The sequence below is a fragment of the Dyella sp. OK004 genome (genome assembly GCF_900114495.1).
Classification (GTDB): Bacteria; Pseudomonadota; Gammaproteobacteria; order Xanthomonadales; family Rhodanobacteraceae; genus Dyella_D.
The window spans coordinates 640,990-665,196 of the sequence record NZ_FOZI01000001.1; the positions used below are offsets into that span (position 1 = coordinate 640,990).

A 24,207-nucleotide genomic window follows, 5' to 3' on the forward strand; every position below is an offset into this window, starting at 1 on the left:
TTACCGCTACGGCCGAGTTTGTTCCGACATCGGCCGGGCCCGCGGAACCGCCCGCAGCAACCGCTGCGGGCGTTCTCTTGAGGAGACGCGTCACCGTGGACGCCACCGCCCAGCGCCGCGAACTGCGCCAGCAGCTGGCCGAACGCCGCCGCGCACTCACGCCACCCCAGCGCATTGCCGCCGCCCAAGGGCTGCGGCGCAGCCTGGAACAACTCCCCGAATATTTCACCGATCTGCGCGTTGCCGGCTACTGGGCCAGCAACGGCGAGCTGCCGTTGAATCTGGTGATTCCGCCCCTGGCGACGCGCGGCCAGCAGTTCCTGTTGCCGGTAATCGGCCCGGGGAAGCGCCTGCGTTTCGCCCCCTGGCAGTCCGGTGAAGAGGTCCAGCCGAACCGCTACGGCATTCCCGAGCCGGTTGCGCCCAAAGAATTGCTGGAACCGTTCCAGCTCGACCTGGTGCTGGTGCCGCTGGTGGCGTTCGACCGCCGCGGGCATCGCATTGGCTACGGCGGTGGTTATTACGACCGCGGCTTCGCCTTCCTGAAAGAACAGGTGCGCCCCACCGAACCGCTGCTGGTCGGCATCGGCTACGCCTTCCAGGAATTGCCCGAGATCGAGGCCGAGCGCTGGGACGTGCCACTCGACTACATCGCCACGGATCAGGAATTGATCGACTGCCACACCCCTGGCGAGGACGGAGAAAACCACGCATGAATTATTGGCTGATGAAGTCAGAGCCGGACGCGTTTTCCATTGACGACCTGAAGCGCAAGGGCCAGGAAGCCTGGGACGGTGTACGCAATTACCAGGCGCGCAATTTCATGCGCGACGGCATGCGCGTCGGCGACAAGGTGTTCTTCTATCACTCCAATTGCGACGAGCCGGGCATCGTCGGCGTCGCGGAAGTCGCGACCGACGCTTATCCCGACCCCAGCCAGTTCAACCCCAAGAGCAAATACTTCGATTCCGCCAGCTCTCGCGACAATCCGCGCTGGATGCTGGTGGACGTGAAGTTCGTGAAGAAGCTCAAGCGCGCCATCACGCTGAAAGAGCTGCAAGCCGATCCCGCCCTGGTGGAGATGCCACTGGTGCGCAAAGGCAACCGTCTTTCGGTGATGCCGGTAGGCGCGGCCGAGTGGCGGCACATCCTCACGCTCGAATAATTCCTTACCGATATCCGGAACCCACTTCATGAGCAACGCAAACGAAAAACGTCTGGCCGGTGAAAGCGCCATCCGCTATGTCGAGGACGGCGCCATCGTCGGCGTCGGCACTGGCTCAACGGTGGCGTTCTTCATTGATGCGCTGGCCGATCTCAGGGATCGCATCCAGGGTGCCGTGTCCAGCTCCGAGCAATCGACGACCCAGCTGAAGAAGCTCGGCATTCCGGTGCTCGATCTCAACGCCACCGGCCCCCTGTCGCTCTATGTGGATGGCGCTGACGAATGCGATCCGCACAAGCACCTGATCAAAGGTGGCGGCGCTGCGCTGACCCGCGAAAAGATCGTGGCAGCAGCGAGCGACAAGTTCGTCTGCATCATCGACTCGAGCAAGCGCGTGGATTTGCTTGGCAAGTTCCCGCTGCCGATCGAGGTGATCCCGATGGCGCGCAGCCTGGTCGGCCGCGAGATCGTCAAGCGTGGTGGCAATCCGGTGTGGCGCGATGGCGTGGTTACCGATAACGGCAACTGGATCATTGACGTGCATGGCTGGCAGATTGTCGATCCGGTCGCGCTGGAGAAGGATCTCAATCAGATCCCGGGCATCGTGACGGTCGGCCTGTTCGCGCAGCGCGCGGCGGATGTCGTGTTGATCGGCGACCGAGAGATGTAATGCGACGAGGTCGCGTCCGCCATGCGGCGGACGCGACCCATGCGGTCTCAATGGATGACCGCCTTGCTCATCGCCACCTGCGCGGCGAAAGCCCCCGAAATAGCGTCCCCTGCCTTGGCGTTGTTCAGCAGAACACCGTAGACAGCGTTCAATTCGCCCTGCAGCTGCTTCTTCGCCGCCGCCGAGAGCACCCCGTTCTTGCCCGGCCCCATCGGAACGATGACGTCCCACAGCGCCGGATTGCGTAGCGCCCCCAGGGCAGCAATGCCGTATTTCTCGATCAGGCCCTCAAGCGTCAGGGCCTGGTTCGGGACCACCCTCTTTCGCGTAGCCATGTTTGCCTCCTTGTCGCGCACCATGCGCGAGCGGCAAACGGGAACGTTACTCTGGGTGGGGGTTTCGGGGGTGTGATGGGGTTTTCGGGCAGAAACTGATGCCCTCCCCTAGCAAGAGCGGCCTTTCCAGCGTGCGGGACTAGGATTGTTTGCCCCATCCATGGGGCAAACCTCGCTTCGCGAGGCCAGCGCTGCGCGCTGTCCAAATTTGCTCCCGGCAAATTTGTCGAACGTGGCTCGACTCCTGTCCCCACAGCCCAAAATAAAAAAGCCCGCCGTGAAGGCGGGCTTTTTTATTTTGGCTGGGAGACTAGGATTCGAACCTAGATAAACGGAGTCAGAGTCCGTTGTCCTACCGTTAGACGATCTCCCAATAACTCGCAGTACGACGCGCTCTGACCTGGGGCGTCGGACTGTCGAAGCGCGATGATTAGCGCTTCGAGAACTGGGTAGCGCGACGGGCTTTGTGCAGACCGACCTTCTTACGCTCGACTTCACGGGCGTCGCGGGTCACGAAGCCAGCCTTGCGCAGCTGCGACTTCAGGCTTTCGTCGTACTCGATCAGTGCGCGAGCAATGCCGAGGCGGATCGCACCGGCCTGGCCGGTAATGCCGCCGCCGGCGACCGTCACGTTAATGTCGAACTTGTCGGTCGCTTCGATCAACTGGAGCGGCTGACGCACGATCATGCGCGAGGTCTCACGACCGAAGAACTGGTCGAGAGTCTTGCCGTTGACAGTGATGTCGCCCTTGCCCTTGCGCAGGAACACGCGAGCGGCGGAGGTCTTGCGGCGGCCGGTGCCGTAATTCTGCTGGATCGCCATCATGATTCCTTAGAGTTCCAGCGCCTGCGGCTGCTGTGCGGTATGCGGATGCTCGGAGCCACCGTAGACCTTGAGCTTGCGGTACATGGCGCGGCCCAGGGGGTTCTTCGGCAGCATGCCCTTCACGGCGATCTCGATCACGCGCTCCGGGTGGGTAGCCAGCAGGTCCTTCAGACTGGTGGTCTTCAGGTTGCCGACATAGCCGGTAAAACGGTGGTACTTCTTGTCGTCCAGCTTGGCACCCGTGACGGCCACCTTCTCGGCGTTGACCACGACGATGTAATCGCCGGTGTCGACGTGCGGGGTGAACTCCGGCTTGTGCTTGCCGCGCAGACGGCGGGCGATCTCGGTCGACAGACGACCGAGCGTCTTGTCCGTGGCGTCGATCACGAACCAGTCGCGCTTGACGCTTTCCGGCTTGGCGCTGAACGTTTTCATTTCGGAATACCTAGTCTGCCGCCAAAGTGGCGGTTGGCATAATCGGTGGAGCAAAGGCGCGAGATGATAGCGGAGCTTTCATCTATCGCGCAAGCCCACCGACCGGCGGGCTGCGAGCTGTCGATGATAGCATGATCGGCATGCCCGATGAAAAGCCCCCCATACGCATCGCGGCACTGGCCGACCAGTGCGTGCAGTGTGGTCTGTGCCTGCCGGTATGCCCTACTTATGCGCTGGACCGGAACGAGGCGGAGTCGCCGCGGGGCCGCATCGCGATCGCCGCCGCACTGGCCCGCGGGCAGGTGTCCACCACCCCTGCGCTGCGCGAGCATCTGGACCACTGCCTGGGCTGCCTGAATTGCGAAAAGGTGTGCCCGGCCAACGTGCAATATGGCGAGCTGCTGATCGAAACACGGGCCATGCTGGGCCCGTCGCCCGGGCGGCCAGAACGCGAACTGGCGCTGATCCGCCAGCCCGCCCGCTGGCGACGCCTACGGCGGATCGCCGGATGGACCGGCTTTGCCCACTGGAAACCATTACTACAGAGTCTCTTGCCACCGGACTCACCCATGCGCGCCGCCCTGGCGCTCTGGCCCAGGCAGCCCCTGCCAAAGCAGTCACCACTGCCGCTCAGCAATCCAACTGCGGGCGAAACGGTCGCGCTCTTTCCCGGCTGTATCGCCAGCGTCGAAGACGCTGAGGCGCAGCAAGCCGCCATCACTCTATTGCGCGCCGCGGGCTACCGGGTCACCAAGTTGCCGGCCTTCTGCTGCGGCGCCATGGATTTGCACGGCGGCGACTCGGAACACGCAGCGCAGGCGGCCCGGCAGGTACGCGCCGCCTGGGAAAAGGCCGGCGCAGATCACCTGGTATCCGTCACGCCCGGGTGCATCGGCACCCTGCGCCACGCGCTGCCGGGCGCAGATGTTATCGACCCCGTCACCCTGCTCGCCTCCCGTGCCGATCGCCTGTCGTTCCGCCCGTTACCGGAACACGTCGCCGTCCATCTGCCCTGCACACAGAGCAATGTGACGCGCAGCGATACCGCACTACTGAAATTGCTGCAGCGCGTTCCCAAACTCGACGCCAAGGCACTATCGCGCCCGCCGCACTGCTGCGGTGCCGCTGGCACCCACATGCTGGAATACCCCGAGCGCGCCGCCCGTCTGCGTGACGAGACCCTGCGGCAGGCCGCCACCTTGGCACCGCAACGGCTGTTGTCGTCCAATATCGGTTGCCGGCTGCATCTCGCCGCCGGCATGGGCGCCGTGGGTCAAAGCTGGCCGCACCAACATCCACTCGTCCTGCTCGCTCAGCAACTGGAAACCTGATGGAGGCCGCCATGAACGCCCGCATCCTTTCACCCTTCGATCGCCTGTTGATCGGCCTGGAGCGCGCCCTGGAGACCGTAGCCGGCAGCCCGGAGGCGGCACGCCTCTCGCCAGCCGCCAACGTTGACGAAGCGGAGATGGACGACGCCGAACGCCGCCACGCCGCCGGCCTGATGCGCATCAACCACACCGGCGAGGTGTGCGCGCAGGCGCTCTACGACGGCCAGGCCGCACTGGCACGCAGCGACGAGAATCGCGACCACCTGCAGCACGCCGCCGCCGAAGAAACCGACCATCTCGCCTGGTGCGCGGAGCGCCTGAAGGAACTGGACAGCCGCCCCAGCCTGCTCAACCCACTGTGGTACGCCGGTAGCTACGCCATCGGCGCACTGGCCGCACTGGCCGGCGACCCGGTCAGCCTGGGCTTTGTGGTGGAAACCGAGCGTCAGGTGGAGGCGCACCTGGAGGAGCATCTGGACCGCCTGCCGCCACAGGACGATCGCTCGCGCGCCGTGCTGGTACAGATGCAGGCCGATGAAGTGCGCCACGCCGAGAACGCAAAGGAGCGCGGCGGCATCGACCTGCCGTTCCCGATCCCCTCGCTGATGCACGCAAGCTCACTAGTCATGAAGACGATCGCCTACCGCATCTGACGCAGCGCGAATCCATATACCCATAAAAAAAACCCGCCTTTCGGCGGGTTTTTTCGTTACATCAGGTTGCGGCCGTGGAAGAGCTCTTCGATCTCGCGGCGCAGCAGCGACTCGATGCGCTGGCGCTCCTTGAACGAGAGATCGTCCGCATGCGCCTCGAACAGATAGGTGTCGAGGTCGAAGTCCTTGATGTGCATCTTCGTGTGGAACATGTTTTCCTGATACACGTTCACGTCGAACATCTCGTACTTCTGGCGGATGTGCTTGGCCAGGTAGTCCTGCACCGAGTTGATCTTGTGGTCGATGAAGTGTTTCTTGCCCTTCACGTCGCGGGTGAAGCCGCGCACACGGTAATCGGTGACCACAATGTCCGACTCGAAGCTGTCGATCAGGTAGTTCAGGGCCTTCAGCGGCGAGATCACGCCGCAGGTGGCCACGTCGATATCCGCGCGGAAGGTCGCAATGCCGTTGTGTGGATGCGTTTCCGGGTAGGTATGGACGGTAATGTGGCTCTTGTCCATGTGCGCCACCACGGCACCGGAGATGGTGTCGCGGCCGAGTTTCTCGATCACCGGCTCCTCGGAAATGAGGATCGTGACCGATGCACCTTGCGGATCGTAGTCCTGACGCGCAATGTTGAGGATGTTGGCGCCGATGATCTCCGCCACATCCGTCAGGATCTGGGTGAGGCGATCGGCGTCATACTGCTCATCGATGTACTCGATATAGCGTTGGCGCTGTTCTTCCGACACCGCATAGCAAATGTCGTAAATATTGAAGCTCAGGGCCTTGGTCAGGTTGTTGAAGCCTTGCAGACGCAGGCGCGGGAGTGGTTTCACCACAGCGACTCTCCATGACCGTTGCTCGGCCAGCAGTAGAGGCGGGTTAGCGACAAGGGTCCCCGCTGGATAATACGACGCGAAAGCATCAAGCTTCCGCGACCCTTGTGACGGGCGTGCGACAGGGAGTCGCATCCGAAAGATCGTGAAGTATGCGGCAAAATTTGGAAAAACTGAACCTTGGCAGGCCGGACTTGTTTGCCATAATGCCGCGGGGACTGCTTTAAGACCTGTCAGCCTTCCGCTTTGGCGGAGGGCCCGACCTTACTTAGCTGGGACAGACCGTGGCGCAACTCAAATACCAACTCCAACAAGCTTTTGAACGCTCCCAGGCACCCGCCAATTTCGCTCCCGATCCGGCGTCGATGGAGCGCTTTCTCGCTCTTTGCCACCGCCGGCGCTATCCGGGCAAGACGGCCATCATCCGGCCCGGTGATCCTGCCAACACTTTGTATTACATCGTCGACGGCTCGCTGGCGGTCTGCACCGAGGACGAGCAGGGTCGCGAGCTGATCCTGGCCTATCTGAGCCGCGGCCAGTTCATCGGCGAAATGGGGCTGTTCGTGGAACAGGCGCAGCGCGAGTCCATGGTGCGTACCCGTACCCCGTGCGAAATGGCCGAGATAAGCTACGAGCGCCTGTTCCATCTGATGGAAGGCCCGCTGCGCGAGGAATGCCCCAAGATCCTGTTCGCCATCGGTTCGCAGCTGACCCACCGCCTGCTGCGCACCTCGCGCCAGGTCAGCCGCATGGCCTTCATGGACGTTACCAACCGCATCTCACGCACCCTGCTGGACCTGTGTCAGGAACCGGACGCCATGAGCCATCCGGAAGGCACCCAGATCCGCATCTCGCGCCAGGAAGTGAGCCGCATCGTCGGTTGCTCGCGCGAAATGGTGGGCCGTGTGCTCAAGCAACTGGAGGAGCAGGGCATGATCGATGTGGCCGGTAAGACCATCGTGGTGCGTGGCACCCGCTGAGATAACGCCGCCACCCTGCCTCATCCGACATCCCGGCGCATGCCGGGATGTCGCTTTTGAGGGGAAAGACATTCAGCGCTTGCGCGCCTTCTTCGGCGCCTGGTAAATCATGTACACGTCCGCCCGCTCGTAATGCGAGCCCGACCGTGTCCCCGGCTGAAACACGAAACCCACCTGCTCGTACATGCGCAGCGCAGTCTTCAGCCGGCTGTTGGACTCAAGGAACAACTCCTTGCCGCCACGCCGGTGGAATTCGGCGACGGCGGCATCCAGCAACTTGCGGCCAGCGCCGAGCCCGCGAAAGCTCTCGTCCACGCACATCTTGGAAAGCTCATAGACGCCCGGCGACTCCTGTAGCAGCGCACAGGTGCCGATCACCTCCCCGCCCAACCGCGCAAACAACAGCGCACCACCCGGGCCGACTACATAGCGTTCGGGATCACGCAGCATCTGCTTGTCGATCTCTTCCAGCCGGAAGTGTCTCTGCAGCCATTGCGCGTTGAGGCGATAAAAGTGTTCAGCCAGGGCCGGCTCGTAGGGAACGATTTCCAACGAGGCGGCGCGTAGAGCCGCGTGCTCGGCCAGGATCGCCTCGACAATCGGCCGTTCCTGCAGCGCCTTCTCGCAAGCCGCCATCGCCGCCAGCAAGCGCTCGCCCTCGTCACCCAGCGCCGCCACGGCACCGCGCCGGATCGAGCACCAGATCACGCCAAGCTGCGATAGCGAGTCCGTGCCCTTGGCGGTCAGGGTAAGCACGCTGCGACGGCCATCGGCCGGATCGCGCTTGCGGCGGATCATCCCGGCTCGCGCCAGCCGGTCGGCCAGCTGGCTGACCGCCGAATGGGTTTGGCCAATCGCGGCGGCGACGTCGCCTACCGTGCTCGGCCCGTTTTCCCACAAGTAGCGCAGCACCGGAAACCAGCGCGATTCGATCTGCGCGCCACAGGTGCGATAGACCTCGTCGGCCGCGCCATAGAAATGATCGCTGAGTGCCTTGAGGCGGCTGCCGAGCGCCAGCTCGGCCAGCGAAGCGAGGTACATGGAGATTACCCTCAGGAAATTATGTAAGTACTAACATAATTCGCCAGGGACCAGAAAAACAAGTGGCCGGGACAAGCCCGGCCACTCATGCACACAAAACCCATCCAAGCGGTCGGTCAGAACCAGTCGACGCGCGTCACGCTCCGCCCCAGCGCCCTCTCCAGCCGCTTGCATACCTTAGGCGTGCCATTGACCAGCACCGCCTCGGCCGCCGGCTTCAGCATCGGAATGTCCTGCAGCGAGTCGCTATAGGCCAGCTGCCACTCGGTCACGCCGGCGGCTTTCAACTTCACCAGCTTGCGCCGCCCCACGTTATGGAACTTGACGCGCATGCCCAACAGCCCCGGCTTGAACTCCGAGGCGAGCACTTCCAGCTCTTCCAGACCCAGCTGCGCAAGGATCGCCTTCGCCACCGTCTGCTCGCAGCCGGTCACCACAATCACCCGATCGCCCTCGGCCTGATGACGCCGCAGCGTGCTCAGACCGTCACGGAAAAACTGGCTCGGCCGGCGCACCAGCGCCGAGGCGAAGGCCGTAGCCGCCTGGGTATAGCGGCGCTCGCTCAGCCCGAGCAGGCCGACATGCACCGCGGTGCGGACCGGAATGCGCCAGGAAATCGGCCATGTCACCAGCATCCACGGCAGTGCCGGCAGCAACAGCAGACGGCGCAGCAGCGAGTCGCGGAAACGTTCGCGCATGAACACGCTAAACGAATCGCCGCGAAACAGCACGCCATCGAAATCGAACAGCACGGTACGCGGCGCACACACAGCCGCCTCCACCGTTTCGGGCACTATTTCCACCTTATCCCCTGTCACCATCAACCTCAGCGCGTAGCGAACAGCTTCTTCAGCTCGCTACCGGGATCCTCGGCGCGCATAAAGGCCTCGCCTACCAGGAAGGCACTGATGCCCGCGTCGCGCAGGCGCTCCACGTCGTCGCGCGTATGGATGCCTGACTCGCTGACCAGAATGCGGTCGTACTCCATCAGCGCCTGCAGCTCGATCGAGGTATCCAGACTGGTCTCGAAGGTGCGCAGGTTGCGGTTGTTCACGCCGATCAGCGGCACGGGCAGGACCAACGCGCGCTCCAGCTCCTCGGCGTCATGCACTTCGCACAACACATCCAGGTCCAGCTCGGCCGCCAGCAGCGATAGCTCCAGCAGGGCAGCATCGCCCAGCGCCGCGACGATCAGCAGGATGCAGTCCGCACCGATCGCACGCGCCTCGTACACCTGATACGGGTCGATCACGAAATCCTTGCGCAGCACCGGCAAGGAGCAGGCATTGCGTGCCTGGCGCAGAAAATCTTCGCTGCCCTGGAAGAAATCCTTGTCCGTCAGCACTGAGAGACAAGCCGCCCCACCCTTCTCATAACTGCGCGCAATCGCCGCCGGATCGAAATCCGGGCGGATCACGCCCTTGCTCGGGCTGGCTTTCTTCACTTCGGCGATAACGGCCGATAGACCGGCATCGATCTTTGCCTCGATCGCCGCGGCAAAGCCACGTGTATCGGGCGCATCGGCAGCACGCGCGGTCAGCTCGGCCAGCGGCAGCCTGGCGCTACGCTCCGCGATTTCTTCCGTCTTCCGCGTCAGGATGCGTTGAAGGATGTCAGTCATGATCGTCTTTGTTCAGTAGGAGCGCACTCTGTGTGCGAACAAGGTTACAACGTCGCCACTCCGCTGGCTTGTCGCGCACAACGTACGCTCCTACAGCCTTCGGCCTATGCCTGAGCAAGACGCCGGGTGGTTGTCACGAAGGCGTCCATTTTTGCACGAGCCGCGCCGCTGGCAATGGTGGCGCGCGCCAGTTCGATACCGTCACCGATGGAACCGGCCACGTCGGCCGCATACAGGGCCGCGCCCGCGTTGAGGCAAACGATATCGTGCGCTACGCCGCGGCGCCCATCCAGCGCGTCCAGCAGCATTGCACGCGACTCCTCCGCGTTCTCCACCCGCAGATTGCGGCTGGACGCCATCGCCAGACCGAAATCCTCCGGCTCCACTTCGTATTCACGCACCTCGCCGTTGCGCAGCTCGCCGACCAGAGTTGCCGCACCCAGCGAGATCTCGTCCATGCCGTCGCGCCCCCACACCACCAGCGCATGCTTCGCGCCCAGCTGCTGCAACACGCGCACCTGGATGCCGACCAGGTCAGGATGGAACACGCCCATCAGGATGTTCGGCGCGCCCGCCGGGTTGGTCAGCGGCCCGAGAATATTGAACAGGGTGCGCACGCCCATTTCCTTGCGCACCGGTGCCACCACCTTCATCGCCGGATGGTGATTGGGCGCAAACATGAAACCGATATCAGTCTCAGCCATGCACTGCGCCACCTTCTCAGGCGACAGATCGATCGACGCGCCCAGCGCCTCCAGCACGTCCGCGCTGCCCGACTTGGACGACACGCTCCGCCCACCATGCTTGGCGATCCGCGCGCCGGCCGCTGCCGCGACGAACATCGAAGCGGTCGAAATATTGAAACTGGAAGCGCCATCGCCACCGGTGCCGACGATATCCACGAAGTGATCGTGCGGCGGCGCGTCCACCTTGGACGCCAGCTCGCGCATGACACGCGCCGCGCCGGTGATCTCGCCGATGGTTTCTTTCTTCACGCGCAGACCGGTAATGATCGCCGCCGTCATCAGCGGACTCACTTCGCCGCGCATGATCTGGCGCATCAGCTCGATCATCTCGTCATGAAAGATCTCGCGATGCTCGATGGTCCGTTGCAGTGCTTCCTGCGGGGTGATGGTGATGCTGCGCCCCTGTCCGTTCATGCGGCCAGCTTCAACGGCAGGCCGAGGAAGTTGCGCAGCAGATCATGGCCGTGCTGGGTCAAGATGGACTCCGGATGGAACTGCACCCCTTCCACCGCCAGCGTCTTGTGCCGCAGACCCATGATCTCGTCGATGGAGCCATCGGCGTTCTCCGTCCACGCCGTCACTTCAAGACAATCCGGCAGCGAAGACTGCTCAACCACCAGCGAGTGGTAGCGCGTCGCCTCGAATGGATTCGGCAACCCGGCGAACACGCCCTGGCCGCGATGGCGCACCGGCGAGGTCTTGCCGTGCATGATCTGCTTAGCGCGGATCACCTTGCCGCCAAACGCCTGCCCGATCGCCTGATGCCCCAGGCACACGCCGAACACCGGCATCTCACCCGCCAGCTCGCGCAGCACGTCCAGCGACACCCCCGCATCATCCGGCGTACCCGGACCCGGCGAAATCATGATGTGCGACGGCCGCAGCGCACGAATGCCGGCCACGTCCAGCGCATCATTGCGCACCACCTTCACCTCCTGTCCCAACTCGCCCAGATACTGCACGAGGTTGAAGGTGAAGCTGTCGTAGTTGTCGATCATCAAAAGCATGGCAAGCCTGCAGGCATGCGGCCCCGTGGCCGCAGGGGAGTCCGCAGTATAGCCGGCCATTTGTGTGGTGCGACGGACCGCCCGGACGGATGTCTACACAGCCAGTCTTGGCGCCAACATCGCCGCCGACAACCCCGCATCCGCCAGATGCGCCGGCAGCGCCCGCCCCAGCGCCAGACTGGCGCAAGCCTCGCCCATCGCCGCGCTGGTCTGGATGCCGTAGCCGCCCTGCGCGGCAACCCAGAAGAACCCCTCCGCATCTTTGGTGAAGCCACCGACCAGATCGCCATCGGCGACGAAGGAGCGCAGGCCGGCCCAGGTGCGGGTCGGCCGGCGGATGCTCAGGGTGGTAGCTTCTTCGATGCGGTAGATACCGAGGGCGATATCCAGTTCTTCCGGCTGCACATCGTGCGGCAGCACGGGGTCGGCGTTGGCGGCCGAGCCGAGCAACAGGCCGGCGTCGGGCTTGAAGTAGAAGCTCTCGTCGACGTCGATCACGAACGGCCAGTGCGCGGTGGGCAATGCTGGTGGCGGTTCGAACAGGAAGGCGGAGCGCCGCCGCGGTTCGATACCCAGCGGCGCCACGCCGGCCTGCATCGCGACCTGATCCACCCAGGCGCCGGCCGCATTGAGCAACAGCGGCGTGCGATAGACCTGCTCGCCAGTGTCCACGTACCAGTGTCCCGGCCCGCGCTCGATGGCAGCAATCTCGACATTCACGCGCAGCTGCCCACCACGCGCGCGCAGCCCGCGCAGAAACCCCTGATGCAATTCATTGACGTCGATATCCGCCGCACCGGGTTCGAGCAGGCCGATATGCGCCGCCTCCGGCCGCAACACCGGCACCTGCTCGCGCAGTTCGCGACCGGTTTGCAGAACGAGGTCCGGCGTGAACGGCAGCATCGCCGCATGCATCGCCATCACCTGCTCCACCTGTGCCTCGGTGCCGATGATCGTGGCGCCACGCGGCGTAAGGATAGGTTGTGACGCAAAGCCAGCCGGCGGACGGTTGAGGAACGGACGCGTTGCGCGCGTCAGCGCGCGTACCTGCGGCGAACCGTAGGTCTCGGAAAACAGCGCAGCCGATCGCCCAGTGGCATGCACGCCGGCATGCGCCTCGCGTTCCAGCACCAGTACCTGCGCATGCGGCGCCATGAAATAAGCCGCCGAAGCGCCGGCCATGCCAGCGCCGATCACGATGGCTTCGATATCCATCACCCGGCTCATGACGCATCCGCCGCGGATTGCTTCGCCACCACGCTGGTCGCGGTGAGATCCGCGGTGACATTGCCCAGTGTCGCCAGCGCATCCGGCAGCGTGTCCACCGCCAGCATCAGACCCAGCGGCCCCACCGGCACACCCATCGCCTGCGCCACCGGCAGGTTGGTGGCCATGAAACTCACCTGCCCCGGCAAACCTACCGAACCCAGGCTGATCACCACCGCGAGCAACGCACCGGCCACTAGCTGCGCTACGCCCAGGTCCATCCCAAATGCCCACGCGATAAAGCAGGCGGAAGTGACGTACTGCACCGGGCTGGTAAGGCGAAACAGGCTCACCGCCATCGGCAGCACCAGCGCCGTGACGTGCGCGGGATAGCCCAGCCGACTACCCGCGCTTTCCAGCATCGCCGGCATCGACGCCAGCGACGATTGCGTACTGGCCGCCACGATCTGCGCCGGCACCAGCGCCGCGATAAAACGACGTACGCGCTCGCCGCCCCACACCAGCGCCACCGGCAGCATCATCGCCGTCACCGCGAGATAGAGCAGGCATTCCACCAGCACGTAGATACCCAGCGCGCCGAGCATATGCAGCCCGGCCCGTGCGCACACCGCGAGGATCAGCGCAAACACACCCAGCGGCGCTACCCACAACACCCAGCGCACCACCACGATCATCGCGTCGGCGACCGCCTGGAAGAATTCCACAATCAGCGCCCGCCGCTTCAACTCGATCCGCGTCAACGCAAAGCCAAAGAACAGCGCGAACACCACCAGCGGCAGCATGGCGCTCTGCGCCGCCGCCATGATCGCGTTGCTGGGCACGATGCCGTTGAACCATTCGGCCCAGCCTATCGGCGCCACCGCCACCGGCGTGGCCACCGCACGGCCAAGGGCTTCGGTCAACGCCGGACTGCGCGGAAACAACGCGAACAGCAAAGGGGCGGCGAGCGCCGCGAACAACGCTCCCGCCACCAGCAACACCACGAATACCACAATGGCGCGGCGGGCCACCCGGCCCGATGCCGCCGCATCGGTGGCCGTGTTGACGCCCACGATCACCAGCGCAAAAACCAGCGGCACTACCGTCATCTGCAGGGCGTTCAACCATAGCCGTCCAAACGGTTGCGCCACATCCGCCACGCGCAAGGCCGTTACCGGATGCCATGCATCCAGCGTCAGCCCAAGCGCCGCACCAGCCGCCAGGCCGATCAGGACCCGCGTGGTGGCGCTCACGGCAGCGCCCAGTCTTTGCGCAGGCGCACGTATTCCTTTTGCGGCAGCAGGATGAAGATCGGGTTTTCCTCCGGCTTCAGCCAGGTCAGCAGCATCTGCATTTCCACTTCGTCCATCGCCGTGCAGCCCGCCGTGGTCTCCATCGGCATCTGCCACAGGTGCGCGAAAATGCAGGAACCCGCGCCGCGCTTGCCGTTGGGGTTCTGCTCGATCACGAAGCCGAGCTCGTAGCGCATGTCGCCGTCGGCATGCAGGTCGCGCCGCATCGGCTCGGTGGAATCGACCACCGCCTGCTGGCCTACCTCTCGCGCATCGACGATGCGGTTGTAGAGCGGCGAACCGTCGACATCGACGCAATAGTCCGACTCCTGCAGCGCGCGATAGGGCAACGCGGTGGTCGAGCGTGCGGCGTAACCAAAGGCCTGACCGATGCTGAACACGCCGGCCGCGCTACGCCCATCGCCCTCCTTCTTTACCGGCCCGCCGGTCTGTGTTGGCTGCAGGCCCTCGCCCCAGGCAGCACCGGAGCGGCCGATGCTTACCGGCACACCCTCGCTCACTTCCTCCCAGGCGCCATCACCGCGCTCATAGGTGCGCAGGTCGCCATGATCCGTATCCCAGTCGTCGATGGTCACCAGCACGAGCTGGTGCGCGTCCTGCCAGGGCGTGGTGTTCACGGGTGCCTCTGGCACTTGCCGCACACAGCCGGCGAAGGTGGCCGCCAGTACCAGGCAAGAAACTGAGCGCAGCGCGGAGCGAAGAGATGCGTTGACCATGCGGACCTGTCGACAGAGGAAAACACCTAGGGTTCGAGCAACAACTGCATGCGTTCCAGATTGGCGATCAACTGCGCGTGGCGCTGTTCGTCGCCCTCGCACAACTGGATAAAGATGCCATCGAGCAACTGCTGCAGGGCGGACTGATACAGCAGCGACTGGATATACGGTCGATCATCGTGCGCTGACACCAGCAACGCGATGTTAGCCAGCGCACGCAGAGGATTCGAGGTATGCCGCGTTACCGTGAGCAGACGGCCGCCCTGTTCGCGAAAGAAGCGCCCCACCTTGCACAGCGCCGGATGGTTGCCGTGCTCGGAGAACACCAGCAGCACATCCCCTGCGCCGGCTCCGGAAATACTCACCGTCATACGCGTGATGTCGAAGCTCTGCACGGTAGTCATGCCCAGCATCGAGAGCTTCAGGGCAAAGCCGCGCGCATAGATGTCGTCTTCACCCACACCGATCACGAAGACCTTGCCGGCGTCAGCGAGCGCACCCAGCACCGCCTGCAACGTTTCCGGCGGATTGATCAGCCGGGTTGCCTCCTCCGCTTCCGACTTGCGCCGCCACAGGCTGCTCGCCTGTGCGGCGGCGTCATCGGCAACGTGACGCGACACCACCGCCGCATCGCCGTTATCCGCGCGGGCAATCGCTTCGCCCACCGAGTACTTCAGATCCGGGTAGCCCTTGAAGCCGAGCTTCTGAGTGAACTTGACCACGCTGGACTGGCTGATGCCCAGCGCGTTGGCCAGCTGCTGCGAGGAGTAGTCGCGCAGCAACTGCGCATTCTCCAGGATGAAATCGGCGATGCGCCGCTCCACCGCCGACATCTGGTCGCGTTCGGAACGGATTTTCACCAGAGCAGACATAACTAGATCTTTTCCAAGCCACGAATCTCGCGGATGCCCAGTCCCGGCGCATCGCTCACCGAGATCTCCGATTCGTTGAAGTTCACCCCGCCATCTACCGGGTTGTACTGGCACAGCGAGGGGCCATCCAGATCCACCTTGGTGATCACGTCGGCCTTGGCTACCGCCAGGTGCACCGCCGCCGCCACGCTGATGCTGCTTTCCAGCATGCAGCCGATCATGCATTCGATACCGTGCATGCCGGCGATGTCGGCGATGCGCACCGCATTGGAAATGCCACCGGTCTTCATCAGCTTGATATTGATGATGTCGGCCGCGCGCAGGCGGATCAGTTCGATCACCTCCATCGGTCCGAACACGCTCTCATCGGCCATCACCGGCGTATGCACGCGCTCAGTGACGTAGCGCATGCCTTCAAGGTCGCGCGCCTTCACCGGCTGCTCAACCAGTTCCAGCTTCACGCCGGCATCTTCCAGCGTCTGCAAGGCATACACCGCCTGCTTGGCGGTCCAGCCCTGATTGGCGTCCAGGCGCAGCAGCGCACGGTCTTCCACCGCCGCATAGATCGCTTTGACCCGCTCGATGTCGACGCCGATGTCCTTGCCCACCTTGATCTTCAGCGACTCGAAACCGCGATCCACCGCGCTGATCGAATCGGCCACCATCTTGTCGATGTAGTCCACGCTGATGGTGATGTCGGTGGTGATCACCGGGTCGCCGCCGCCCAGCAGTTTGTACAGCGGTGCCTGGTAGAGCTGGCCCCACAGGTCATAAACAGCGATCTCCACCGCCGCCTTGGCGCTAGAGTTCTTCTCCATCGAGCCCTGGATCAGCTGGGTGATGCGATTGAGATTGGCGATGTCCTGGCCGATCACGCGCGGCGAGATGTAGTGGCGGATGGCGTCGACGATGGAACCGTGCGTATCGCCGGTGATCACCGCCGTGGCCGGCGCCTCGCCATAGCCGATGTGACCGCAGTCGGTATGCACCATGACGATGATGTCTTCGACCCGGTCAACCGTGCGCAGCGCGGTCTTGAAGGGTGTCTTCAGCGGCACCCGCAGCATGCCGAACTGGATATCGGTAATTTTCATGAGGTCCGTCTGGCTGATTGTCTGGTCAGTTTTTTTGCGGTTCTGCATGCGCCTGACGGATGCGCACAATGCTGGTCATGCGATCGATATACGACTGCGTGCCGTTGAACATCAGCGGCCGCAGCGGCGTCACCGATACCGCATTGAGTTTGACCCGCCGCATGGCGCCACCGCTCTCGCGATAGCTGATACCGGTGGTGTCGTGAATCACATAGGGTTCGCCGTCGATGCGGCCGATCATCATCATCACGTGACCGGGGATGTAGATCAGGTCGCCCACCTCCAGCGCATCGATGGCGCGCTCGCGCTTTGCATGATCGTCGGCCGCCGTTAACAACGTGTGGTCGAGCGCGGGACTCACGCCCTGTCCACTGGTATTGCGCGGCATCTGCACACCCATGCTGCGATACACGTCGGAGGTGAAACCGCTGCAATCGCGCGCGTCGTAGGCATGGCCCCAGCCGTAACGCTCGCCCAGGAACTTGAAGGCCTGGCGAATGATGTTGGCACGCGTCAGCGGCAGATAGTCCGGCGCGGTGTCGGTGTTGTGCTGGAGCAGCGCCGGCGTGAATGCCAACGTGCCGTCCTCCGCGCGCAACGGCAGTTCGACCGGATACGAGGTGTAGCCGGACTGGCCATTGACCGGCTGGTCCGGTGCCAGCCCCGTCGCCAGCGGCAGGCGCACGCCCATGTCCAGTTGCAGCTGTGAAACCCCGGACTGCTCGCGGGTGAACACGGTGCGCTCGGTGGCGCCGGTGATCACGCGGTAAGGCGCCTTGTCGACATAGCCGAGCACCTGCGCCGCCGTACCCTCGGCCACATCCTCGCGCGCCATCCATGCGGCGTAGCGCGGACTCACCACAAATAGCCACTGGCCGTCCTGGCTGGTATGCGCAATCACTATCGGCGTGCCGGGGAATTCCGCACTTTCCTGAAAGCGGTCAATATCGGTATCACCCTTGCTGCTAAACACGCGCAGCGCCGTGGGAAAGGCACGCAGATCGGCGCGACGCACCACCATGCCGTAGCGCGTGGCCTGCTGCTTGGGGACGCGATCCAGGGCAAGGTCCGCGCTCAGTGCATCGAGCGTGGCCGCCGGCACTGGCTTGCCATCCACATCAAACAGCGACCCCTTGGGGCGCCTGGAAATCCCGTTGATCCATGCCAACACCTGCGCCTGGTCCAGCGTGGCCGGCAGCGCATGCAGGTCGTGCATGGTGGGATCAATTTTCAGCAGCTTCGCGTTCTGTGCCGCAATGGCATCGGCGCTCAACACGATGGCATCCGGCTGGGACGCCTTGCGTACCCAGAACTCCGGATCAAGCTGCTGCTGTGTCACACCGATCACTCCCGAGGGCGGCACCGGCAGCGTAGCGTTTGCTTCGCGTGCATGCAGCGCGCCGGCTTCCAGCAACAGGACAAAGGCGATCGCGGCGGCAAGTGGATAGCGCATGGTTCGGTTTCCAGACAAGAGCAGGCTCAAGGCAACGCCAGCCGCGACAGCACCGACGCCACCACCAGACCGAAGCCGGTGCCGAGGATATAGCCCAGCAGCGCCAGCAAAATGCCCACTGGCACCAGCGAGCGCGAATACGTCGCGGCCAGCACCGGCGTCGCCGCCACGCCGCCGATATGCGCCAGCGAGGAGATGCCGCACAGATACAGGTCGAAGCGGAACAGCCGCGCGAACATCACCAGCAGCACCGCATGGATAGCGATGATGCAGACGCCGCACATCAGGTACACCGGCGCCGAGGCGATGCCCTCGAAATTGCTTTGCGAAGCAAGCACCGCCACCACGCTGATCAACAGCGTGCTGGAAATCTTGCTCGCCCCCGGGAAACGCGCCAGCGGCGTGTGCGCTGCGATGAGGCCCGCCGCCGTGGCAAGCAGGATTGACCAAGTGGACGCGCTCACCATGCTCGACGTCGGCAGTAGTTCACCCAGCCAGCTGGAACCCGCCGCGATCAGCAAGGCCATGCCTAGCCATAGCAGCACGGTGTCCGGCGTAGTCGGACCGGTGTTTGGCGTTTCGGCGACATCCAGATCGCCACTCGACTTTGCGCGCGTCCATCGATTGAAGGCCGGTGCCATTTTCGCCACCGAGAACAGCACCACCACCCACATCGAGTAGCACAGCGCATCGGTAAGCAGGCTCATCGCCAAGTGTGTGTCCGACATGCCGATCGCCTGCTTCACCGCGATCATGTTGGCGGTGCCGCCTACCCAGCTGCCGCTGAGCGCGGCCAGCGGATGCCAGGCATCGCCGGGCAACCAGCGCCGGAACATTAGATAGGTAGTGATAAAGGCCACGAACAGGCTGATCGAGGTGCAGGCGAATACGCCGAGCACGCGCGGCCCGAGCCGGAAGATCGCGCGCAGATCGCAATTGATCATCAGCAGAAACAACAGCGCCGGCACCAATCGCGTCACCAGGGTGGACTGCGCGCCCTGGATCTCGGCGTTGTTCTGCCACAGCCCGGTGACAGCCAGGGCGGTGACCAGCAGGTAGGTCAGCACGATCGGCGGCAGCACATTGAAGATGCGCCAGCCGAAGCGCCGCTCGATCGCGGGAAACAGCCCAGCGGCCAACAACATCACTGCCAGGTAAGGCCAGACCGTGTGGATCATTGCACCCCCTCAGTGGCTCTGCGCCGGCGCCGATCCGTCCCCACGGAATAGCTAATTCCTGCAAAGCTCAATTGAAGCATAAATTATTGACCGCGGATTGCAAGCGTGCTACACAGCGATTTCGGCGATTTCTTGCGGGGAGTTTTCGCGGTGATCACGGCTCGCTCCAAACGACGCACCATGACAGGGCGACGCCTTCGCGTCACGGCCTTTGCGCTCGCACTGTCGCTGGCGGGCCAGCTCGCCGCGCAGACCGTACCGGCCTCGCTCGACCACACCATCACGCAGATCGATGCCGGCCAGTTCAAGGCCGCCGAAGAGGACATCAGCCGCGCGCTGGAACAACCCGGCCTGTCGCCGCAGACGCGCGATGCCTGGCTGTTCCAGCGCGAGCGTATGCGTCGCATCCTGCTCGACTTCACCCTCGACGCCGACGCCGTCAAGGCGCGCGTGCGCAAACAGATTCCGGACCTCAGCGACGCGGAGTTCGCACGCTGGAATGCGGCCGACCTGTTCGAGCATCAGGTGATCGATGGCAAGACGCTCTACTTCAAGCGCTCGCCCGGCAACCTGTTCCGCCTCAGCCCTGAAGCCGTAAAGCGGCGCAAGGATCAGACGCCGATCACCGACGGCCCGATGGAAACGCTCAATGCGTATCATCGGCAGGTGCGCGAGGCGGCGCTGGCCGAACATCGCAGCAGTGTGCTGCCGCATCGCGTGCGCATGACCCAGACCGTCACGGTCGATGCCGACGCCGTCCCGGCCGGCGAAGCCGTACGCGCATGGATTCCGTATCCTCGCGAGCTACCCGGTCAGCAGGACGACATCCGCTACATCGCCAGTGCACCCGCGAAGCATGACATCGCACCCGCGTCGGCCATGCAGCGCACCGTCTATCTGGAGCAGCCGGCCAAGGCCGGACAGAAGACGGTGTTCTCCGTTACCTACGAGCTCACCCTTTCCGCGCAGTACCACGTGATCGATGCGGACAAAGTGGTCGCGCCGCACATCTCGCCGGAACTGGCGCCCTACCTCGCCGAACGCGCGCCGCACGTAGTGTTCACCGATGCCATGCGTGCGTTCTCGCGCAAAGTCGTGGGCGATGAAAAGAATCCCTATCGCATCACGCAGAAACTGTTCGCCGCGGTGGACCAGATCCCGTGGGCCGGCGCGCGCGAGTACTCCACCATCTCCAATATCAGCGACTACACCCTGCACGCCGGCCATGGCGATTGCGGGCAACAGACGCTGCTGCTGATCACCCTGCTACGCCTCAACGGCATTCCGGCGCGCTGGCAGTCGGGCATGGTCTTCGCGGAAAACGGCTACAGCAATATCCACGACTGGGGCCAGGTCTATCTCGCGCCCTACGGCTGGGTGCCGATCGACGTCACCACCGGCCAGCTGCATCCCACGCAGCCGGCCGATGCGCCGCTGCAATGGTTCTACGTGGGAGGCCTCGACGCATGGCGCATCGCTTTCAACAGCGACTACGGCCAGTCCTTCGTGCCGCCCAAGCAGCACTTCCGCTCCGACAACGTCGACTCGCAACGCGGCGAGGTCGAGTGGAAGGGCGGCAACCTGTACTTCAACCAGTGGGATTACAGCTTCAAATGGGATGTTTTGCCGGCTGCACAGGGGCGCAGCGGCGGGTAGGGATTTCTACAACACACGCATCGACAGCATCGTCGGGGAGACGGGGAGATGGGGGAGATGAGCAGCCGCGTATGGCGCAAGAGTGCGCTTTGTTTGGCTATGGGGTTGGCCCTGGCTTCGCTAGCGCCGATGGCGCAGGCGGCCAATAACGACGGTACGGTGGTCGGCCGCACCCAGGCGGGTGCCGCGGTGACCATCCGCGACCCGGCCACCGGTTTCACACGCACGGTCACCGCCGACGAGAAAGGCAACTACCGCATTCCGTTCCTGCCGGTAGGCAAGTACGTGCTGGAGAGCCGCAAGGACGGCAAGCTCACCACGCAGCCTGCGGATATCACCGTGACCTTGGGCAATGCCACCACGGTGAACCTCGGCGTGAAGGATCTGGAAGGCGTCAGCGTCACTGCCACCAGCGTGATCACCGCGGTGGATGTGAGCTCTACCGAATCGGCTACCAATATCAGCCGCGAGGAACTGCGCCGCCTGCCGGTGGATCAGAACATTGCATCGGTGGCGCTGCTGGCGCCCGGTGTCAACAAGGGTAACGCCTCATTCGGCGGCATCACTTTCGGCGGCTCGTCGATCGCCGAGAACGCGATCTACGTGAACGGCCTCAACGTCACCGACTTCTACAACCGCAACGGCTACTCCGAAGCGCCGTTCGCGTTCTATCAGGAATTCCAGGTCAAGACCGGCGGCTACTCGGTGGAGTTCGGCCGCACGACCGGCGGCGTCATCAACGCCGTCGCGCGCTCCGGCACCAACGAGTTCAAGTACGGCGCGGAGTTCACGCTCGAACCCGGCGCGTGGCATTACCGGCCCAAGAACCGCTACGACGCCGAAGGCAATCGCTATCTTGCCTCCAGCGAAGACCGCGATGGGCTCATGAAGACCAACGTCTACGCCTCCGGCCCCATCGTGAAGGACAAGCTGTTCTTCTTCGCCATGTACGAGGCGCGCGGCAGCACCCCGCGCAACACCAGCGACGACGGCACGACGCTGACCAGCAACGGCGCCAAGACCGGCTTCTGGGGTACCACCATCGACTGGCGCATCAATGACAGCAACCTGCTGTCGCTGATGGCCTTCTCCGACAAAAGCAAGAACACCGGCGACGTCTACAACTACGACTTCGGCTCGCGCACGATCGGCGACAAGACCAACCAGATCTTTTCCGATACCGGTGGCAAGAACTGGGCGCTGACCTATACCAACTACTTCACCGACGATCTATCGATGAAACTGCTCTACGGCAGCAACAAGCGCGAGTCGTTCACCCGTTCGCTCAGCGACATCGAATGCAACCGGGTCGTCGCCGAAACCAAGGTCACCGACGCGGTGCCCGTGCCCGGCAACGCGCCACTGGGCTGCACCACCAACTCCACCGTGGAAAAGCGCAACGACACGCGCAAAGAGGCCCGCGCGGATTTCGAATGGAAGTTGGGCGACCATCTGCTGCGCTTCGGCTACGACCACGAGAAAGACACGTCGATCTACCAGCGCCACTACACCGGCCCCGGCGCCATCTACTACAACGTCTATTTCGCCACGCCGGGCTCCACCATCAACAACACCGGCGGTGTACTGCCGCCCGGCTATACCGCCTATGTGCGCGCCCGCCGCTACGAGATCGCCGGCACCTTCGAGACAACCAACTCGGCCTACTACCTCGAAGACAACTGGCAGATCACCCCCACCCTGCTACTCAACGCCGGCATCCGCAACGACGGCTTCGACAACAAGGCGGCCAACGGCGCCAGCTATATCAAGATGAAGAACATGTGGGCGCCGCGCTTCGGCTTCTCGTGGGACATCAAGGGCGACGGCACCACCAAGCTGTTCGGCAACCTCGGCCGCTACTTCCTACCGGTGGCCAACGTGATCAACATCAAGCAGGCCGGCGGCCTGCTCGATGAGCGCACCTATTACGCGTTCGATGGCTGGCAGATCATGGACCGCAACGGCAACCAGTTCGCCGTGCCCAAGCTCGGCCCACAGCTCGGCGGTGTTGATACCTCGCAGGGCAACGGCAAGGTCGGCGATTTCCGCTCGCAGGTGGCCCGCGACATGGATCAGGTCTACCAGGACGAAGCCATTCTCGGCTTCCAGCAGCTCCTCAGCCCCACTTGGTCATGGGGGGTGAAGGGAACCTATCGCCGCCTGCACAACGCCATCGACGACATGGAAATCAGCGCCACCGGCAAATGCGGCGGCGACGGCTATATCGGCTGGGTGATGGCCAACCCAGGCAAGAAGATCACGGTATGGGGCGACACCAACTGCACCGGCAAGCGGGATGGCTGGGTCACCATCGACACCTCCAAGGAAGGCTGGGCGATGTACGACGCCGACGGCAATTACCTCGGCCAACGCGGCTGGGTGAAACCCAAGCGCACCTATACCGCACTGGAGTTCCAGATCGACCGCGCATGGGACGCCAAGTGGGCGTTCAATGCCTCCTACACGCTGTCGTGGAACCGCGGCAATGCCGAAGGCCCGGTCAACTCCGACACCAACTTCGACGACACTGGCCGCACCGAGAACTTCGATAATCCATGGGTCAACCTGGGCGGCAACGGCTACCTGCCGAACGACCATCGCCATCAGTTGAAGATGCGCGGCACTTACTCGCTGACGCCGCATTGGCAACTGGGCGGTGACCTCACCGTACTGTCCGGCGGCCCCATCACGGGCTTCGGCGTAGGTAACCCTTACGATGCCACCAACTATCACAGCTACTACATCTGCGTGCAGAACTGCTCGTCGGATCGATCGGAAGACCGCGTCTACGAACGCTCACCGCGCGGCAAGTACGGCACCATGCCGTGGACCTACAACCTCGGCGCCAGCATCACCTACCTGATGCCGCTGGGCGACAAGGGTCAACTGCGCGCGAAGTTCGCCGTCTACAACCTGCTCAACCAGCAGCGCACGGTGGCGGTGGATCAGGATCTGCAGACCTCCATCGGCGATGGCACCAACTCCACTTTCCGCCAGCCGCTGCGCTTCCAGGCGCCGCGCTTCATGCAGCTGACGGTATCCGTAGATTTCTGAGTTACCTCCCCACGGC

24 protein-coding genes and 1 tRNA gene are annotated in these 24,207 nt (G+C 63.7%); 8 read left to right on the forward strand and 17 right to left on the reverse strand.

All coding sequences use genetic code 11. The annotated features are described in order from the left end of the window. The first annotated feature begins 95 nt into the window (after positions 1-95). From BM338_RS02785 to rpiA, 3 genes are read left to right on the forward strand one after another with little or no spacing between them, the layout of a single operon-like run. Complete coding sequence (locus tag BM338_RS02785; protein ID WP_090449240.1) at positions 96-716, forward strand: 5-formyltetrahydrofolate cyclo-ligase; 621 nt, start codon at positions 96-98, stop codon at positions 714-716. Beyond that, on the forward strand, positions 713-1,165 hold the full coding sequence (locus BM338_RS02790; protein WP_090449242.1) for an EVE domain-containing protein: 453 nt from the start codon (positions 713-715) through the stop codon (positions 1,163-1,165). The genes BM338_RS02785 and BM338_RS02790 overlap by 4 nt, the downstream gene beginning before the upstream one ends. Positions 1,166-1,193: 28 nt before the next feature. Then, complete coding sequence (rpiA, locus tag BM338_RS02795; protein ID WP_090449243.1) at positions 1,194-1,835, forward strand: ribose-5-phosphate isomerase RpiA; 642 nt, start codon at positions 1,194-1,196, stop codon at positions 1,833-1,835. Between the two features lie 47 nt (positions 1,836-1,882). Here the strand turns inward: rpiA and BM338_RS02800 are convergent, their stop codons facing one another. The 4 genes from BM338_RS02800 to rplM all read right to left on the reverse strand — a co-directional run bounded on the left by BM338_RS02800 (position 1,883) and on the right by rplM (position 3,431). Further along, a complete protein-coding gene (locus BM338_RS02800; protein WP_090449245.1) occupies positions 1,883-2,170 on the reverse strand; it encodes a hypothetical protein in 288 nt (95 codons plus the stop codon). 299 nt (positions 2,171-2,469) lie between these two features. Then, a tRNA-Gln gene (locus tag BM338_RS02805) sits at positions 2,470-2,543 on the reverse strand. Between the two features lie 57 nt (positions 2,544-2,600). After that, on the reverse strand, positions 2,601-2,993 hold the full coding sequence (rpsI, locus tag BM338_RS02810) for a 30S ribosomal protein S9 (protein ID WP_090449246.1): 393 nt from the start codon (positions 2,991-2,993) through the stop codon (positions 2,601-2,603). A 9-nt stretch (positions 2,994-3,002) separates the two neighbouring features. Continuing rightward, positions 3,003-3,431 carry a 50S ribosomal protein L13 gene (gene rplM / locus BM338_RS02815; protein ID WP_090449248.1) on the reverse strand — a complete coding sequence of 143 codons (429 nt, stop codon included), beginning with the start codon at positions 3,429-3,431 and terminating at the stop codon, positions 3,003-3,005. 131 nt (positions 3,432-3,562) lie between these two features. Between rplM and BM338_RS02820 the strand changes: the two genes are divergently transcribed. Next, positions 3,563-4,762: a (Fe-S)-binding protein gene (locus tag BM338_RS02820; protein ID WP_090449249.1), complete on the forward strand. Its 1,200-nt coding sequence runs from the start codon at positions 3,563-3,565 to the stop codon at positions 4,760-4,762. Positions 4,763-4,773: 11 nt separating this feature from the next. Continuing rightward, entirely contained in the window at positions 4,774-5,415 is a 642-nt protein-coding gene (coq7, locus tag BM338_RS02825; protein WP_090450079.1) for a 2-polyprenyl-3-methyl-6-methoxy-1,4-benzoquinone monooxygenase, read from the forward strand. A 56-nt stretch (positions 5,416-5,471) separates the two neighbouring features. Here coq7 and speD read toward each other — a convergent pair whose 3' ends face one another. Next, positions 5,472-6,257: an adenosylmethionine decarboxylase gene (speD, locus tag BM338_RS02830; protein ID WP_090449251.1), complete on the reverse strand. Its 786-nt coding sequence runs from the start codon at positions 6,255-6,257 to the stop codon at positions 5,472-5,474. A 281-nt stretch (positions 6,258-6,538) separates the two neighbouring features. Between speD and crp the strand changes: the two genes are divergently transcribed. Then, positions 6,539-7,234, forward strand: coding sequence for a cAMP-activated global transcriptional regulator CRP (crp, locus tag BM338_RS02835; RefSeq protein ID WP_090449252.1), 696 nt, complete (start codon positions 6,539-6,541; stop codon positions 7,232-7,234). A 72-nt stretch (positions 7,235-7,306) separates the two neighbouring features. Here the strand turns inward: crp and BM338_RS02840 are convergent, their stop codons facing one another. The 12 genes from BM338_RS02840 to BM338_RS02895 all read right to left on the reverse strand — a co-directional run bounded on the left by BM338_RS02840 (position 7,307) and on the right by BM338_RS02895 (position 19,481). Continuing rightward, positions 7,307-8,275 carry a bifunctional helix-turn-helix transcriptional regulator/GNAT family N-acetyltransferase gene (locus BM338_RS02840; protein WP_090449254.1) on the reverse strand — a complete coding sequence of 323 codons (969 nt, stop codon included), beginning with the start codon at positions 8,273-8,275 and terminating at the stop codon, positions 7,307-7,309. A gap of 116 nt (positions 8,276-8,391) precedes the next feature. Beyond that, positions 8,392-9,078 carry an HAD family hydrolase gene (locus tag BM338_RS02845; protein ID WP_343124150.1) on the reverse strand — a complete coding sequence of 229 codons (687 nt, stop codon included), beginning with the start codon at positions 9,076-9,078 and terminating at the stop codon, positions 8,392-8,394. A gap of 23 nt (positions 9,079-9,101) precedes the next feature. Next, positions 9,102-9,896 carry an indole-3-glycerol phosphate synthase TrpC gene (gene trpC, locus BM338_RS02850; RefSeq protein WP_090449256.1) on the reverse strand — a complete coding sequence of 265 codons (795 nt, stop codon included), beginning with the start codon at positions 9,894-9,896 and terminating at the stop codon, positions 9,102-9,104. A 104-nt stretch (positions 9,897-10,000) separates the two neighbouring features. Beyond that, positions 10,001-11,056 (reverse strand): anthranilate phosphoribosyltransferase, encoded by a 1,056-nt coding sequence (trpD, locus tag BM338_RS02855; protein ID WP_090449258.1) that lies wholly within the window; start codon positions 11,054-11,056, stop codon positions 10,001-10,003. After that, positions 11,053-11,649, reverse strand: a complete 597-nt coding sequence (locus BM338_RS02860) for an anthranilate synthase component II (protein ID WP_090449260.1) — start codon at positions 11,647-11,649, stop codon at positions 11,053-11,055. Before BM338_RS02860 ends, trpD begins: the two co-directional genes overlap by 4 nt. A 93-nt stretch (positions 11,650-11,742) precedes the next feature. Beyond that, entirely contained in the window at positions 11,743-12,876 is a 1,134-nt protein-coding gene (locus tag BM338_RS02865) for an NAD(P)/FAD-dependent oxidoreductase (RefSeq protein ID WP_090449261.1), read from the reverse strand. Beyond that, positions 12,873-14,108 carry a dicarboxylate/amino acid:cation symporter gene (locus BM338_RS02870; protein ID WP_090449263.1) on the reverse strand — a complete coding sequence of 412 codons (1,236 nt, stop codon included), beginning with the start codon at positions 14,106-14,108 and terminating at the stop codon, positions 12,873-12,875. Before BM338_RS02870 ends, BM338_RS02865 begins: the two co-directional genes overlap by 4 nt. Further along, positions 14,105-14,884, reverse strand: a complete 780-nt coding sequence (locus tag BM338_RS02875) for a L,D-transpeptidase family protein (RefSeq protein ID WP_090449265.1) — start codon at positions 14,882-14,884, stop codon at positions 14,105-14,107. The genes BM338_RS02870 and BM338_RS02875 overlap by 4 nt, the downstream gene beginning before the upstream one ends. Positions 14,885-14,910: 26 nt before the next feature. Continuing rightward, positions 14,911-15,756 carry a MurR/RpiR family transcriptional regulator gene (locus BM338_RS02880; protein WP_090449266.1) on the reverse strand — a complete coding sequence of 282 codons (846 nt, stop codon included), beginning with the start codon at positions 15,754-15,756 and terminating at the stop codon, positions 14,911-14,913. Between the two features lie 2 nt (positions 15,757-15,758). Beyond that, on the reverse strand, positions 15,759-16,850 hold the full coding sequence (locus BM338_RS02885; protein WP_090450080.1) for a dipeptide epimerase: 1,092 nt from the start codon (positions 16,848-16,850) through the stop codon (positions 15,759-15,761). Between the two features lie 25 nt (positions 16,851-16,875). Beyond that, entirely contained in the window at positions 16,876-18,303 is a 1,428-nt protein-coding gene (locus BM338_RS02890; protein ID WP_090449268.1) for a C40 family peptidase, read from the reverse strand. A 26-nt stretch (positions 18,304-18,329) separates the two neighbouring features. Beyond that, positions 18,330-19,481, reverse strand: coding sequence for a DUF819 family protein (locus BM338_RS02895; protein ID WP_090449269.1), 1,152 nt, complete (start codon positions 19,479-19,481; stop codon positions 18,330-18,332). Positions 19,482-19,661: 180 nt separating this feature from the next. Between BM338_RS02895 and BM338_RS02900 the strand changes: the two genes are divergently transcribed. Together BM338_RS02900 and BM338_RS02905 are read left to right on the forward strand one after the other, a co-directional pair. Further along, the gene (locus BM338_RS02900; RefSeq protein WP_090450081.1) at positions 19,662-21,137 is read left to right on the forward strand and encodes a transglutaminase-like domain-containing protein; all 1,476 of its coding nucleotides are present in this window, start codon (positions 19,662-19,664) and stop codon (positions 21,135-21,137) included. A 57-nt stretch (positions 21,138-21,194) separates the two neighbouring features. Next, entirely contained in the window at positions 21,195-24,191 is a 2,997-nt protein-coding gene (locus BM338_RS02905) for a TonB-dependent receptor (RefSeq protein WP_090449271.1), read from the forward strand. The last annotated feature ends 16 nt before the right edge of the window (positions 24,192-24,207 follow it).

Bases quoted from the DNA above. Each gene is read 5' to 3' on its own strand.
- BM338_RS02905 (WP_090449271.1), top strand. From the start codon at position 21,195: ATGAGCAGCCGCGTATGGCGCAAGAGTGCGCTTTGTTTGGCTATGGGG.
- trpC (WP_090449256.1), bottom strand. From the start codon at position 9,896: ATGACTGACATCCTTCAACGCATCCTGACGCGGAAGACGGAAGAAATC.
- BM338_RS02860 (WP_090449260.1), bottom strand. From the start codon at position 11,649: ATGCTTTTGATGATCGACAACTACGACAGCTTCACCTTCAACCTCGTG.
- BM338_RS02800 (WP_090449245.1), bottom strand. From the start codon at position 2,170: ATGGCTACGCGAAAGAGGGTGGTCCCGAACCAGGCCCTGACGCTTGAG.
- BM338_RS02900 (WP_090450081.1), top strand. From the start codon at position 19,662: ATGACAGGGCGACGCCTTCGCGTCACGGCCTTTGCGCTCGCACTGTCG.
- BM338_RS02880 (WP_090449266.1), bottom strand. From the start codon at position 15,756: ATGTCTGCTCTGGTGAAAATCCGTTCCGAACGCGACCAGATGTCGGCG.
- rplM (WP_090449248.1), bottom strand. From the start codon at position 3,431: ATGAAAACGTTCAGCGCCAAGCCGGAAAGCGTCAAGCGCGACTGGTTC.
- coq7 (WP_090450079.1), top strand. From the start codon at position 4,774: ATGAACGCCCGCATCCTTTCACCCTTCGATCGCCTGTTGATCGGCCTG.
- BM338_RS02865 (WP_090449261.1), bottom strand. From the start codon at position 12,876: ATGAGCCGGGTGATGGATATCGAAGCCATCGTGATCGGCGCTGGCATG.
- BM338_RS02895 (WP_090449269.1), bottom strand. From the start codon at position 19,481: ATGATCCACACGGTCTGGCCTTACCTGGCAGTGATGTTGTTGGCCGCT.
- trpD (WP_090449258.1), bottom strand. From the start codon at position 11,056: ATGAACGGACAGGGGCGCAGCATCACCATCACCCCGCAGGAAGCACTG.
- BM338_RS02840 (WP_090449254.1), bottom strand. From the start codon at position 8,275: ATGTACCTCGCTTCGCTGGCCGAGCTGGCGCTCGGCAGCCGCCTCAAG.
- BM338_RS02820 (WP_090449249.1), top strand. From the start codon at position 3,563: ATGATCGGCATGCCCGATGAAAAGCCCCCCATACGCATCGCGGCACTG.
- BM338_RS02790 (WP_090449242.1), top strand. From the start codon at position 713: ATGAATTATTGGCTGATGAAGTCAGAGCCGGACGCGTTTTCCATTGAC.
- BM338_RS02885 (WP_090450080.1), bottom strand. From the start codon at position 16,850: ATGAAAATTACCGATATCCAGTTCGGCATGCTGCGGGTGCCGCTGAAG.
- rpiA (WP_090449243.1), top strand. From the start codon at position 1,194: ATGAGCAACGCAAACGAAAAACGTCTGGCCGGTGAAAGCGCCATCCGC.
- rpsI (WP_090449246.1), bottom strand. From the start codon at position 2,993: ATGGCGATCCAGCAGAATTACGGCACCGGCCGCCGCAAGACCTCCGCC.
- BM338_RS02890 (WP_090449268.1), bottom strand. From the start codon at position 18,303: ATGCGCTATCCACTTGCCGCCGCGATCGCCTTTGTCCTGTTGCTGGAA.
- BM338_RS02875 (WP_090449265.1), bottom strand. From the start codon at position 14,884: ATGGTCAACGCATCTCTTCGCTCCGCGCTGCGCTCAGTTTCTTGCCTG.